General features: G+C 59.1%; 10 protein-coding genes and 1 pseudogene. 9 read left to right on the plus strand and 2 right to left on the minus strand.

The genetic code is table 11. The features are described 5' to 3' along the window. Positions 1-53: 53 nt before the first annotated feature. A pseudogene (locus BFW87_RS19540) lies at positions 54-821 on the plus strand (Fic family protein); the annotation flags it as partial. Positions 822-884: 63 nt separating this feature from the next. Here BFW87_RS19540 and BFW87_RS19545 read toward each other — a convergent pair. Further along, positions 885-2,813: a transglycosylase SLT domain-containing protein gene (locus BFW87_RS19545; RefSeq protein ID WP_078741374.1), complete on the minus strand. Its 1,929-nt coding sequence runs from the start codon at positions 2,811-2,813 to the stop codon at positions 885-887. A gap of 213 nt (positions 2,814-3,026) precedes the next feature. On the opposite strand from BFW87_RS19545, the gene BFW87_RS19550 reads away from it, so the two are divergent. Next, positions 3,027-4,946, plus strand: a complete 1,920-nt coding sequence (locus tag BFW87_RS19550) for an ATP-binding cassette domain-containing protein (protein ID WP_078741375.1) — start codon at positions 3,027-3,029, stop codon at positions 4,944-4,946. Between the two features lie 183 nt (positions 4,947-5,129). On the opposite strand, the gene BFW87_RS19555 is transcribed toward BFW87_RS19550, so the two are convergent. Further along, positions 5,130-5,576: a universal stress protein gene (locus BFW87_RS19555; protein WP_078741376.1), complete on the minus strand. Its 447-nt coding sequence runs from the start codon at positions 5,574-5,576 to the stop codon at positions 5,130-5,132. Between the two features lie 105 nt (positions 5,577-5,681). On the opposite strand from BFW87_RS19555, the gene BFW87_RS19560 reads away from it, so the two are divergent. From BFW87_RS19560 to BFW87_RS19590, 7 genes are all read left to right on the plus strand, one after another. After that, on the plus strand, positions 5,682-6,119 hold the full coding sequence (locus BFW87_RS19560; RefSeq protein ID WP_078741377.1) for a hypothetical protein: 438 nt from the start codon (positions 5,682-5,684) through the stop codon (positions 6,117-6,119). A gap of 495 nt (positions 6,120-6,614) precedes the next feature. Further along, the gene (fadB, locus tag BFW87_RS19565; RefSeq protein ID WP_078741378.1) at positions 6,615-8,762 is read left to right on the plus strand and encodes a fatty acid oxidation complex subunit alpha FadB; all 2,148 of its coding nucleotides are present in this window, start codon (positions 6,615-6,617) and stop codon (positions 8,760-8,762) included. 29 nt (positions 8,763-8,791) lie between these two features. Continuing rightward, positions 8,792-9,967: an acetyl-CoA C-acyltransferase FadA gene (gene fadA / locus BFW87_RS19570; RefSeq protein ID WP_024074080.1), complete on the plus strand. Its 1,176-nt coding sequence runs from the start codon at positions 8,792-8,794 to the stop codon at positions 9,965-9,967. A 97-nt stretch (positions 9,968-10,064) separates the two neighbouring features. Beyond that, the gene (locus tag BFW87_RS19575; RefSeq protein WP_017137419.1) at positions 10,065-10,301 is read left to right on the plus strand and encodes a DUF1653 domain-containing protein; all 237 of its coding nucleotides are present in this window, start codon (positions 10,065-10,067) and stop codon (positions 10,299-10,301) included. A 114-nt stretch (positions 10,302-10,415) separates the two neighbouring features. Continuing rightward, positions 10,416-13,037, plus strand: a complete 2,622-nt coding sequence (topA, locus tag BFW87_RS19580) for a type I DNA topoisomerase (protein ID WP_078741379.1) — start codon at positions 10,416-10,418, stop codon at positions 13,035-13,037. A 126-nt stretch (positions 13,038-13,163) separates the two neighbouring features. Further along, positions 13,164-13,685 carry a DUF6586 family protein gene (locus tag BFW87_RS19585; protein ID WP_078741380.1) on the plus strand — a complete coding sequence of 174 codons (522 nt, stop codon included), beginning with the start codon at positions 13,164-13,166 and terminating at the stop codon, positions 13,683-13,685. A gap of 240 nt (positions 13,686-13,925) precedes the next feature. Further along, the gene (locus BFW87_RS19590; protein ID WP_017254451.1) at positions 13,926-14,159 is read left to right on the plus strand and encodes a hypothetical protein; all 234 of its coding nucleotides are present in this window, start codon (positions 13,926-13,928) and stop codon (positions 14,157-14,159) included. The last annotated feature ends 50 nt before the right edge of the window (positions 14,160-14,209 follow it).

The following is a 14,209-nucleotide window of genomic DNA, read 5'->3' on the forward strand; positions in this document are numbered from 1 at the left end:
CGCCATGACCTTAAGGCATCATGTGGTCTTTCGTTATTGAACCGGATGAGGACATGAGCCGTTATCAACCTCCGTTGACCCTGACTACAAAGATGTTGGCGCTGGTAGCTGACATCAGCGAGCAGATCGGCCAACTTTCAGTCGGTGAAGATCATCGTCAGACGCCTCAGCTGCGACGCGGCAATCGAATTCGTACGATTCAGGCCTCGCTGGCCATCGAAAACAACACCCTCAGTGTCGAGCAGGTGACTGCGGTTCTTGAGGGCAAGCGAGTGTTGGGATTGCCTCGAGAGATCCAGGAAGTACGTAATGCATTCGCTGCATACGAAGCCATGCCGCAGTGGTCCGCGAGTGATCGTGCTGATCTCCTGCAAGCCCACGAATTGCTGATGTTTGGGCTGATCGACGACGCTGGCCGATTTCGTCAGGGCGGTGTGGGTATTTATCGCGGTGAGCAGCTGGTGCATATGGCCCCGCCTGCGAGCCGCGTGACGCATCTGATGGATGATCTACTGCAATGGCTGTCGGTTTCTGATTGGCATCCATTGATCGCCAGTTGCGTGTTCCATTACGAGTTCGAATTTATCCACCCGTTCGCAGACGGTAACGGGCGGATGGGGCGACTGTGGCAAACCTTGATCCTCAGCCAGTGGCGCCCGGTACTGGCGTATCTTCCGGTGGAGGCGGTAATACGGGAGCAGCAGGATGCCTACTATGGCGCGCTTTCGGCGGCCGACCAGCAGGCAGAAGCGACGCCTTTCGTCGAGTTCATGTTGCAGGCCTTGAGCTTGGCGTTGGCCGAAGCTGTACACAGCGAGCGTCCGGCAGCGCCATAAAAATGCCCGCATCTCTCAATGCGGGCATTTTTATTTCCGGGTCAGCCTTTACTGATCATCAAAATACCGCTCATGCCAATCCACCAGCGGCTGCGGTGAGTTGAGTTTTTGCCCGTAGATCACCGAATAAGACAGCACGTTCTGTACGTACTGGCGGGTTTCGTCGAACGGGATGCTTTCCACCCACACATCGAAACTCAGGTGGTCAGCACCGCGCAGCCACTGACGCACGCGGCCGGGGCCGGCGTTGTAGGCGGCGGAGGCGAGCACGCGGTTACCGTTGAACTGGCTGTGCACCTGGCTCAGGTAGGCGGCGCCGAGCTGGATGTTTTTGTCCGGGTCCAGCACCTGGGCCGGTGAGGCCAGCGGGATGCTGAACTTGCGCGCGGTTTCCTTGGCGGTGCCGGGCATCAGTTGCATCAGGCCACTGGCGCCGACGCCGGAGCGGGCGTCGTCCATGAAGGCGCTTTCCTGACGGGTGATGGCGAATACCCAGCTGGAATGCAGGCCGCGTACCTTGGCTTCGCGCACCAATGTGTCGCGGTGAGCCATCGGGAAGCGGATGTCGAGGTCATCCCAGTACTGCGCCTGGCTGATGGTGCGGATCGCCGGGAAATACCACTTCATGTCGTAGGCCAGTTTGGCTTGGGCGACCATCTCGTCGCGGTTGAAGTGGCGGCTGACGTGGTACCACTCGCGGCGGCCATCAACCACTTGACCACGCGCATAGAACTCCAGGGCGCGACGCACGCCCGGGGTGTTGCGTACCTTGTTCATCAACGCCTGGCTCATCACCAGCGGTTTGTTGGTCAGTTGATACGGGGATTTGGAGCGGTCGGCGGCGAGGAAACCGTAGAAATCACGCTCCTTGGCCACGTTTTTGTACAGCACCATGGCCTGCGGGTTTTTTGGCTCAGCCAGTTCCAGGCTGCGTGCCTGCCAGTAGCGCCAGCGGTTGGTGGTCGCCAGGTCCTGTGGGAGTTTGCGAGTCAACTGGTAGGCATCTTCCCAGCGCGCCAGGCGCAGCAGCAAGCGCAGGCGCCATTCGGAGACGGTGTTGTCACGCAGCTCCGGGTCGTACTGAGTCATCACGTCCAGCGCGCGCGGGTCATAGCGGCGCGCCAGGGTCAGGCCGATTTCGCGGGCGATCGACACTTTTTCGTCACGGGAGAAGTGCATGCTGCTGGCGTAGCCGTCGAGCAGAGCCATGGCCTTGTCCGGGTCCTGGCGTGCCAGGCGACGCAAGCCAAGGCCTACGGCATCAGACATCGCCTCATTGGCCGGCAGGAAACGCGACGGGTCACCGAGCAGGTTGGGGTTTTGTGCCACGTCCACCATCACGCGGCCCTGGGCGCCGAGGGTCGGCAGGGTTTTCACCAGGCTGTTGGCCAGCGCGTAGTTGCGCGCTTCGGCGGCGAGCTTGGCGCGGTCCCAGATCTTCTGCTCGGTCAGTTGGCCGTCGGCGGCCCACTGGCCGAACGTGGCGTCACAGGCGGCCGGTTGGGATTTGCCGGTGAACCAGAGTTTTTCGGTGGTCTTGTAGCCTTCGGCTTTCAGATTGTGCGTGAGCTGGTACTGGCCATGCAGGCAGTCCAGCTCGACGAAATTGAGCTTGGCGTCGTAGTACTTTTCAAAGGTCTGCCAGTCGCCACGGTCGGCCAGCCAGCGTAGCCAGCGCAACTTCATCCAGTTGGCCTGGGGCAGGTCGCCGTTTTTGGCGAGGAACTGTTCGATTTCCTCATTGCTCGCGGTTTTCAGGCGCGCGGTCAGTTCGTCGTAGGCCAGGTACGGCGTGAGCGGGTAGTCGGCCAGGGCGGCGCTGTATTGCATGTACGGACCACTGTCGCCCTTGGCCAGGGCGCGTTTGGCTTCATCGTAATATTGACGTTGGGTGGTGAGGTCCACGGCCTGGGCGGATTGAACGGCGGTGGCAGAAAGAAGCAGACAAGATAAAAAGTTGAAAAGGCGACTGCGCATGAGACGTCCGTGCAGAGAAATCACGACTAGCACCGGCACTGCCGACACTGATTGCCCCTAGCTTAGCCTTTTGCCGGAGGCAGGCGAAAGCTTTGCTGGACGGTTCGTTCAGGTTCGCGGGAAATGTCCTTCTGAACGTGTCGATAGAGAAAATGCCAGCCGCATCCCACCCTCAAGTCAGGTAGAATGCGCGCCCAGTTTTTGGAGAAGCGTATGACCCTGCTCAAATTCAGCGATGTGTCCCTTGCTTTCGGCGCTATGCCGTTGTTGGACAAGGTGTCCTGGCAGATCGCCCGTGGTGAGCGGGTGTGCATCATCGGCCGCAACGGCACCGGCAAGTCCAGCATGATGAAGCTGGTAAAAGGCGACCAGAAGCCCGATGACGGCTCTGTCTGGCGTGCCCCGGGCCTCAAGATCGGCGAATTGCCGCAAGAATTGCCGGTGGCCGACGGACGGACAGTGTTCGACGTGGTTGCCGAAGGCCTGGACGGCGTTGGCGCGTTGCTCGCCGAATACCATCATCTGGCGCAGAACTGCGTCACCGAAGACGATCTGAACAAGCTGATGCATGTTCAGCAAGACCTCGAAGCCCGTGATGGCTGGCGCTTGCAGCAATTGGTCGACAGCACCTTGAGCCGTCTGCAACTGCCGCCGGACAAGACCCTCGCCGAATTGTCCGGCGGCTGGCGTCGTCGCGTGCTGCTGGCCCAGGCCCTGGTGTCCGAGCCGGACCTGCTGCTGCTCGACGAACCGACCAACCACCTGGACATCGGCGCAATCGCCTGGCTTGAAGAAGCCATCAAGGATTTCCAGGGCGCCGTGTTGTTTATCACGCACGACCGGGCCTTCCTGCAGAGCCTGGCCACGCGCATCCTCGAGCTGGACCGTGGCGGCCTGATCGACTGGAACGGCGACTACGCCAGCTTCCTGGTGCACAAAGAGGCCTCGCTGGCCGCTGAAGAAACCGCTAACGCCCTGTTCGACAAAAAGCTGGCCCAGGAAGAAGTCTGGATCCGCCAGGGCATCAAGGCGCGCCGCACCCGTAACGAAGGCCGTGTACGCGCGCTGAAAGCTCTGCGCGTTGAGCGTGGCGAGCGTCGCGAGCGCACCGGCAAGGCGAATATCCAGCTTGATACCGCCGAGAAATCCGGCAAGCAAGTGATGGTGCTGGAAAACGTCAGCTTCCATCACCCGGACGGTCCGTTCCTGATCAAGGACTTCTCCATGGTCCTGCAGCGCGGCGACCGTATCGGCCTGCTGGGCGCCAACGGCACCGGCAAGACCACCTTGCTCAAGCTGATGCTCAGCGGCCTGCAGCCGACCAGCGGCAAGGTCGAAGAAGGCACCAAGATCGACGTGGCCTACTTTGACCAGTTGCGCCATCAGCTGGACCTGGAAAAGACCGTGATCGACAACGTCGCCGAAGGTCGCGACTTTATCGATATCGACGGCCAGAGCCGCCACGTGCTGAGCTACCTGGGCGACTTCCTGTTCAGCCCGCAACGTGCGCGTACCCCGGTGAAAGCCTTGTCCGGTGGTGAGCGTGCGCGTCTGCTGTTGGCCAAGCTGTTCAGCAAACCGGCCAACCTGCTGGTACTCGACGAACCGACCAACGACCTCGACGTTGAAACCCTGGAACTGCTCGAGGAAGTGTTGCTGACCTTCAACGGCACCGTGCTGATGGTCAGCCACGACCGGGAATTCCTCGACAACGTGGTCACCAGCACCCTGGTCTTCGAAGGCGAAGGCAAGGTGCGTGAATACGTGGGGGGTTATCAGGACTGGCTGCGTCAGGGCGGCTCGCCGCGCCTGCTGGGCGTGACCGAAAGCAAGTCCGGCAAGGCCGATCTGACCTCGGCGGTGGTGACTCCGGTCGCAGCTGCGCCGGTTCAGGAAGCCGTACCGGCTGCCAACAAGAAGAAGCTCAGCTACAAGCTGCAGCGTGAGCTGGAAGCGTTGCCGGGTGATATCGACGCCAAGGAGCAGCAGATCGCTGCAGTAGAGGCAGACATGGCTGACGCGGGTTTCTACCTGCGTCCGGCGGCGGAAACCGCTAAGGTCATCGCTTCCCTGGAAACGTTGAACCAGGAGCTGGAAGCGCTGGTTGAGCGTTGGGCCGAGCTGGATGCCTGAGTGATTCCAGTGCATTAAAAAACCCGGTGTTCAGTTGGATGAACACCGGGTTTTTTATATGAAATACGGATCAAAATGTGGGAGCTGGCTTGCCTGCGATTGCAGTCTGCCAGTTGATACGTCTGGCGACTGATACACCGCTATCGCAGGCAAGCCAGCTCCCACATTGGATTTTCATTGGTCTTACTTGCTGGTGTCCTTGACCAGCTTCACCGCCAGCACATCGCACGGCGCGCCGTGCAACACATCATTGGCGGTAGAGCCCAGCAACAACGCCAAACCGTGACGACCATGGCTGCCGACCACGATCAGGTCGCAAGCCTTTTCCTTGGCCAGATGGTGGATTTCCTGGCGCGGTTGGCCGTAGGTCAGGTGGCAGTCTTCCTTTTTCAGGTGCGGGTATTTGAGAATCAAACGGTCAAGGCGCTCCTTGGCCTGGTCGAATTGTTGTTGCTGCAACTGGGAAAGGTCCATTGGCACGTCACCGCCAAAGGCCATGGCCATGGGTTCGACGATGTGCACCAGCGAGAGGATGGCGCCATTGGCCAATGCAGATTCCTGCGCGCGCTTGATCACTGGATCGCACTCTTCGGTCAGATCGACAGCGACCAGAATATGTTGGTAGGGCATGAGGCGTTCCTCCAGGGGACTGCAATAAATTCAGTATGGCTGCTTTCAAGCGGATGGGGTTGCGTCAGATCAAATCCGCTCATCTGGAAATTCGGGAGTACACATATGACGGTCTGGATAGTGGTGTCAATCCTTGTGGTGGTTTTGAGCCCCTTGGCATGGCTGCGCCCGTCGCGCCATCAGAGCGGGCGCATGGCCCTGCGCATGGAGGCGCGCCGCATTGGCCTGGCCATGCAGTTGTCGCCTCAGGAGTGGCCGCACTGGCTCAAGCACGAGCCGCCGAGCCCGTGTGCGCAGTACTGTCGGCCACGGCGCGGCAGCACGCCGGCCCTCTGGAGTTACTGGCAGCTGGAGCCTGGGGTGTGGGTCAACCAATGGCGCGAAGTGTGTGTGGATGAGAAGTTGTTGCCGCATTTTGCGACGCTGCCGGACAACGTCTACAAGGTCGAGGCCGACAAGCAAATGATCGCCTTGTATTGGGGCGAGAAGGGCGAGGCGAGTGTGTTGCAGGCCATTGATAAGCTGCTCAAGGCCCTGGCCTGAGGTCTCGGCTCAAAAGCCAGGCATTAAAAAGCCCGACATTCATCATCGGGCTGGAGTTGGCCAGGCAGGCCGGTAAATCTGTGGTACTCGCGTCGGATGTTCATCCAGGCGCGTTACGGTTGTCGCTAGCCTAGCGGTATATCCGGTTCTGTACAGTCTTTTCCCATAACTTTTCTGTTATTGATTTCGTGAATATTTGAATATTGACGGGGCGCAGGCCTATGGTTGAGGTTCTGAAATGACTGGAAAGTCGCGTTTTTCCTGGCCTTTCGAGCGATTGACAATTGCCCGGAATTGGATGAAGGTGGCGTACCCAAATCAAACGGGCGTATGAATTGAGCGTTTGTCTGTCAGACGGCTCATACATAACCCCGACTATCGCATTGGCGGGTGTGCCTGGCGGATTGGCATGAGCATTGACGAAATAATCAATGTCAGACCAGAGGCCAGCGTCCAGTGTGTACTGTTCAGCTTCCATATCGTGGAGATCAGTTGATGATTTACGAAGGTAAAGCCATCACGGTTAAAGCTCTTGAAAGTGGCATCGTCGAATTGAAATTCGACCTCAAGGGTGAGTCCGTCAACAAGTTCAACCGTCTAACCCTGAATGAATTGCGTCAGGCCGTAGACACCATCAAAGCAGATGCTTCGGTCAAGGGCGTGATCGTCTCCAGCGGCAAGGACGTGTTCATCGTCGGCGCTGACATCACCGAATTCGTCGACAACTTCAAGCTGCCCGATGCAGAGCTTGTGGCCGGCAACCTCGAAGCCAACAAGATTTTCAGCGATTTCGAAGACCTCAACGTGCCAACCGTTGCCGCGATCAATGGCATCGCGCTGGGCGGCGGCCTCGAAATGTGCCTGGCGGCAGACTTCCGTGTGATGTCGGCCACCGCCAAAATCGGCCTGCCTGAAGTCAAACTGGGCATCTACCCGGGTTTCGGCGGCACCGTACGTCTGCCGCGCCTGATCGGTGCCGACAACGCCATCGAGTGGATCGCCGCCGGCAAGGAAAACCGTGCTGAAGACGCGCTGAAAGTCGGCGCCGTCGATGCCGTGGTTGCCCCGGAGAAACTCGCCGAAGCCGCACTGAACCTGATCAAGGGCGCCATCAGCGGCGAATTTGACTACAAGGCCAAGCGTCAGCCGAAGCTGGAAAAACTCAAGCTCAACGCCATCGAACAAATGATGTCGTTCGAAACCGCCAAAGGTTTCGTGGCAGGCCAGGCCGGCCCGAACTACCCGGCGCCGGTTGAAGCGATCAAGACCATCCAGAAAGCCGCGAACTTCGGTCGCGACAAAGCCCTGGAAGTGGAAGCGGCTGGTTTCGTCAAACTGGCGAAAACCTCGGCTGCGCAAAGCCTGATCGGCCTGTTCCTGAACGATCAGGAGCTGAAGAAAAAGGCCAAGGCCTACGACGAAATCGCCAAAGACGTGAAACAGGCTGCCGTACTTGGCGCCGGTATCATGGGCGGCGGTATCGCCTATCAGTCGGCGTCCAAAGGCACGCCGATCCTGATGAAAGACATCAACGAGCACGGCATCGAGCAAGGCCTGGCAGAAGCCGCCAAGCTGCTGGTCGGCCGCGTTGATAAAGGCCGCATGACCCCTGCGAAGATGGCTGAAGTGCTTAACGGCATTCGTCCTACGCTGTCCTACGGCGATTTCGGCCACGTCGACCTGGTGGTCGAAGCCGTTGTCGAGAACCCGAAGGTCAAGCAGGCTGTATTGGCTGAAGTGGAAGCTCAGGTTAAAGACGACACTATCCTGGCCTCGAACACCTCGACTATTTCCATCAGCTTGCTGGCCAAGGCCCTCAAGCGTCCGGAAAACTTCGTCGGCATGCACTTCTTCAACCCGGTGCACATGATGCCGCTGGTGGAAGTGATCCGTGGCGAGAAGTCCAGCGAGCTGGCGGTTGCCACCACCGTTGCCTACGCCAAGAAAATGGGCAAGAACCCGATCGTGGTCAATGACTGCCCGGGCTTCCTGGTCAACCGCGTGCTGTTCCCCTACTTCGGCGGTTTCGCCAAGCTGGTCAGTGCCGGTGTGGACTTTGTGCGCATCGACAAAGTCATGGAAAAATTCGGCTGGCCAATGGGCCCGGCGTACCTGATGGACGTGGTCGGCATCGACACCGGCCACCACGGTCGCGACGTGATGGCTGAAGGCTTCCCGGACCGTATGAAAGACGACCGCCGCTCGGCGATCGACGCGCTGTACGAGGCCAAGCGCCTGGGCCAGAAGAATGGCAAAGGCTTCTACGCCTACGAGGCCGACAAGAAGGGCAAGCAGAAGAAAGTGGCCGACCCGTCGGTTCACGAAGTGCTGGCTCCGGTCATCTACGAGCAGCGTGAGGTGTCCGACGAAGACATCATCAACTGGATGATGATCGCCCTGTGCCTGGAAACCGTGCGTTGCCTGGAAGACGGCATCGTTGAAACCGCTGCCGAAGCCGACATGGGCCTGGTGTACGGTATTGGTTTCCCTCCATTCCGTGGCGGTGCGCTGCGTTACATCGATTCCGTCGGTGTGGCTGAGTTCGTTGCCCTGGCTGACAAATACGCTGATTTGGGCCCGCTGTACCACCCGACTGAAAAACTGCGCGAGATGGCCAAAAACGGCCAGCGTTTCTTCGGTTAAGCGCCCAGACGACCAGAGCGAGAATATTTATGAGCTTGAATCCAAGAGACGTGGTGATTGTCGACTTCGGTCGCACACCAATGGGCCGCTCCAAGGGCGGCATGCACCGCAACACTCGCGCCGAAGACATGTCGGCGCACCTGATCAGCAAACTGCTGGAACGCAACGTCAAGGTCGACCCGAACGAAGTCGAAGACGTGATCTGGGGCTGCGTCAATCAGACCCTGGAGCAGGGCTGGAACATCGCGCGCATGGCGTCGCTGATGACCCAGATCCCGCACACCGCGGCTGGCCAGACCGTGAGCCGCCTGTGCGGTTCGTCGATGAGCGCGCTGCACACTGCCGCCCAGGCGATCATGACCGGCAACGGTGATGTGTTCGTGGTCGGTGGCGTTGAGCACATGGGCCACGTCAGCATGATGCACGGCGTTGACCCTAACCCGCACATGTCGCTGTACGCGGCGAAAGCCTCGGGCATGATGGGCCTGACTGCGGAAATGCTCGGCAAAATGCACGGCATTACCCGTGAAGCCCAGGACGCGTTCGGCCTGCGCTCCCACCAGTTGGCCCACAAGGCCACCGTGGAAGGCAAGTTCAAGGATGAAATCATCCCGATGAACGGTTACGACGAGAACGGTTTCCTGAAACTGTTCGACTACGACGAGACCATTCGTCCGGACACCACCCTGGAAAGCCTTGCGGCCTTGAAACCTGCCTTCAATCCAAAGGGCGGCACCGTGACAGCCGGTACTTCGTCGCAAATCACTGACGGTGCTTCGTGCATGATCGTGATGTCGGCGCAGCGTGCCCAGGACCTGGGTATTCAGCCGCTGGCCGTGATCCGTTCGATGGCCGTGGCGGGTGTGGACCCGGCAATCATGGGCTATGGTCCAGTACCGGCCACACAAAAAGCCTTGAAGCGCGCGGGCCTGACCATCTCCGACATCGACTTCTTCGAGCTTAACGAAGCTTTCGCAGCACAGGCCCTGCCCGTGCTGAAAGATTTGAAAGTACTCGACAAGATGAACGAGAAGGTTAACCTGCACGGCGGTGCGATTGCCCTGGGCCACCCATTCGGTTGCTCCGGTGCACGTATTTCCGGCACTTTGCTGAACGTGATGAAGCAAAATGGCGGCAACCTTGGGGTTGCAACCATGTGCATTGGTCTCGGCCAAGGCATTTCCACCGTCTTCGAACGCGTCTAAGCGTTCCGTTGACGGAAGCCGGGGCCCAGTGCCCCGGTTTTTGTTTTTTGGAATTTTTAATATTTTTTTTCAAGACATTTTGTAAGAGGGCCAGAGCATGAAAGTCGAACCAGGGCTCTATCAGCATTATAAAGGTCCGCAGTACCGTGTTTTTAACGTGGCACGGCACTCCGAGACCGAAGAAGAAGTGGTGTTTTACCAAGCACTGTATGGCGATTACGGCTTTTGGGTGCGCCCATTGAGCATGTTCCTGGAAACCGTCGAAGTTGACGGCGAGCAGGTCCCGCGCTTTGCTTTGGTCCAGGTCGAACCCAGTCTTTTTTCAGGGCAATAACGGCAGGCCGCGCAGAATGCTGCGCTTGACCTCACCTTGTTGCCACTATATATAGCGTTGCCGCGACAGGCGCCAACTGCCTTTCTCTTCTCGAATTCAGGAATTTTCCGATCCATGGGCAAATCGCTGGTCATTGTGGAATCCCCGGCTAAGGCCAAGACCATCAACAAGTACTTGGGCAACGAGTACGTGGTGAAGTCGAGTATCGGCCATATCCGAGACCTGCCCACCAGCGGTTCGGCTAGCGCCAGCAAGGAGCCAGCCGCCAAGCGCGGCAAGGCGGCTGCGGGCGAAGGTCCGGTACTCACCCCTAAAGAGAAAGCGCGCAAGCAGCTGGTCTCGCGTATGGGTGTGGACCCGGATCATGGCTGGAAGGCCAAGTATGAAATCCTTCCAGGCAAGGAAAAGGTCATCGAAGAGCTGCGCCGGCTCGCCAAAGATGCCGACACCATCTATCTCGCAACGGACTTGGACCGCGAAGGGGAAGCCATTGCCTGGCACCTGCGGGAAGCCATTGGCGGCGATGACAGCCGCTACAAGCGTGTGGTGTTCAACGAAATCACCAAGAAAGCCATTCAGGAAGCCTTCTCCAAGCCGGGCGAACTGGACATCGACCGCGTCAACGCCCAGCAGGCCCGTCGTTTCCTAGACCGCGTCGTCGGTTACATGGTCTCGCCACTGCTGTGGGCGAAGATCGCCCGTGGCCTGTCTGCCGGCCGTGTGCAATCGGTTGCGGTAAAACTGGTGGTGGAGCGTGAGCGCGAGATTCGTGCGTTCAACCCCGAAGAATACTGGGAAGTTCACGCTGACCTCGGCACCGCCAAGGGCGCCAACGTGCGCTTTGAAGTGGCCCGCGAGAAAGGCGAGGCCTTCAAACCGCTGAACGAAGCCCAGGCCATGGCCGCGCTGGAGAAGCTCAAGGCTTCCAGCTACAGCATCGTCAAGCGGGAAGACAAACCGACCAGCAGCAAGCCGTCGGCACCGTTCATCACCTCCACCCTGCAGCAGGCCGCGAGCAACCGCCTGGGCTTCGGTGTGAAGAAAACCATGATGATGGCCCAGCGTCTTTATGAAGCCGGCTACATCACGTACATGCGTACCGACTCCACCAACCTGTCGCAAGACGCGGTGGCGATGGCGCGTACTTATATAGAAGGCGAATTCGGCAAGAACTACCTGCCGGAGAAGCCTAACGTCTACAGCAGCAAGGAAGGCGCCCAGGAGGCTCACGAAGCGATTCGTCCTTCCGACGCCAACACCACGCCCGCCAAGCTGAGCGGCATGGAGCGTGACGCTGAGCGCCTCTACGAGCTGATCTGGCGCCAGTTCCTGGCGTGCCAGATGCTGCCGGCGCAATACCTGTCCACTACCGTGAGCGTGGGCGCTGGCGACTTCGAGCTGCGTGCCAAGGGCCGTATCCTGAAGTTCGACGGCTACACCCGTGTGATGCCGCAAATTGCCAAGCCTGGCGATGACGATGTACTGCCGGACATGGCTCAGGGCGACACGCTGAAGCTGATCAAGCTCGACCCGTCCCAGCACTTCACCAAGCCGCCGGCCCGTTACTCGGAAGCCAGCCTGGTAAAAGAGATGGAAAAACGCGGTATCGGTCGTCCTTCGACCTACGCAGCGATCATCTCGACCATCCAGGACCGTGGCTACGTCGCGCTGCACAACCGTCGTTTCTACTCGGAAAAGATGGGCGACATCGTCACCGAGCGCCTGTCCGAGAGCTTCTCCAACCTGATGGACTACGGCTTCACCGCCGGCATGGAAGAGAACCTCGATGACGTGGCCCAGGGCGAGCGCGACTGGAAAAACGTGCTCGACGAGTTCTACGGCGACTTCAAGAAGAAGCTCGAAGTAGCCGAGAGCCCGGACAGCGGCATGCGTGCCAACCAGCCGGTAATGACCGACATCCCATGCCTGACCTGTGGCCGTCCGATGCAGATTCGTACGGCGTCCACTGGCGTGTTCCTCGGTTGCTCGGGCTACAGCCTGCCGCCGAAAGAGCGCTGCAAAGCCACCGTCAACCTGGTGCCGGGTGATGAAATTGCGGCTGACGACGAGGGTGAATCCGAATCGCTGGTCTTGCGTGGCAAGCACCGCTGCCCGATCTGCAGCACGGCGATGGATGCTTACCTGCTGGACGAGAAACACAAGCTGCACATCTGCGGTAACAACCCGGATTGCAACGGCTACGAGATCGAAGAAGGCACTTACCGCATCAAGGGCTATGAAGGCCCGAGCCTGGAATGCGACAAGTGCGGCAGCGAGATGCAGCTCAAGACCGGCCGTTTCGGCAAGTTCTTCGGTTGCACCAACCCGACGTGCAAGAACACCCGCAAACTGCTGAAAAGCGGTGATGCGGCGCCGCCGAAGATGGACCCGGTGAAGATGCCCGAGCTCAAATGCGAGAAGGTCAACGACACCTACATCCTGCGGGACGGCGCTTCGGGCTTGTTCCTGGCGGCCAGCCAGTTCCCGAAAAACCGCGAGACCCGGGCACCGCTGGTGCTGGAGATCGTGCCGCACAAGGACGAAATCGATCCGAAGTACCACTTCCTGTGCGAAGCGCCGAAGAAAGATCCGGACGGTCGCCCGGCCGTGATCCGCTACAGCCGCAAGACCAAGGAGCAGTACGTGCAGACCGAAGTGGACGGCAAGCCTACCGGCTGGAAAGCGTTCTACGACGGCGGCAAGTGGAAGGTCGAGGACAAGCGCCAGGGCGCTTGATCGGCTAATCTGCCAAATACGAAGGCCGCCTTAACAGGCGGCCTTTTTTTGCACTTGCAGTGCGTTTGGCTGATCCGTGACACTGTTCAGCCAGCATCACGCTTTTTCGTTGTGGAGACTGCCGTTATGGCCAACGAACTCTATACCCGTACCAATCAGAAAATTTACTTCGCGGGTTTGTCCCTGGAAGCCCTTGGCCGCGCCGAGGAAGGGAAAGAGATGAACGCCATTGCGCTGGTCCAGGCGGGGCGTGAAGCAGCGTTGTTCCACCTGTACGGCGCCTTGCTGGGCCTGTGCCATGAAATCGCCGGGTTCTACCGCTTGCCTCAGGCCGGTTCTCCGCGTGCGGAAATGATCATGACCCGCGAAGTGCTGGAGAGCATGGCCATTCCCGAGCTGGCCGAATTGATTGAAATGGCCCAGAGCCCTGACAGCTGGGTGGCGCGTTTGCTCAAGGCACATGCCGACATGTTTCAGCCGCCGCGCATTCCCCATGTGCCGAAGGGTGATGTGACCCAGCCGTTGATCGTGGCGGTGGCGATTGAGGAAGATGAGCCCAAGCCGTTAAGCCGGGAAGAATTGGAAAGCTGGCGCCAGGAACTGAAAAAGCTGGCGTTGCGGTTTCGTGAAGGGTTGAACGAGTGCTGAGACGGATGAGTTGGGCTTCGGCATAGAGCAACTGTGGGAGCTGGCTTGCCTGCGATAGCGGAGTATCAGCAAATAAGCTGCAAACTGACCCACCGCTATCGCAGGCAAGCCAGCTCCCACATTTAGAGCGGCTTTGTCGAGGGCACCATTCATCAAGCCGTAAAGAAACCTGCTCAGATCCTCAGCGAAGCCGGGTAGATGACTGATATAATCCCGGCCTTTCGTGGAGAACAGACTTTTATGCCAACGTCCTTTCTGGAAATTGTTGAACTGCCTGACGGCCGAATCGAGCTGCGCCGGGCTGAGGACGAGGGTTCTCTGGTTATCCTGGATTTTTCCGAAGACGCCAAAGCGTTCCTGCAGGGCCAACACGTTGAAGTGGCAAAAGCCATGTTGAGTGTGGGCGTGCAGATGGCGGGTCGTCTGGCGGAAGGTGAGCCAGAGAAGGAAGATGGGCCGCGGGTACTTCACTAGTACCTTGTGGTAATCGTGTTTCTGTGGCGAGCGAGCTTGCTCGCGCTGGG

It is taken from the genome of Pseudomonas fluorescens (assembly GCF_002022275.1).
In the GTDB taxonomy this organism is placed as follows: domain Bacteria; phylum Pseudomonadota; class Gammaproteobacteria; order Pseudomonadales; family Pseudomonadaceae; genus Aquipseudomonas; species Aquipseudomonas fluorescens_AJ.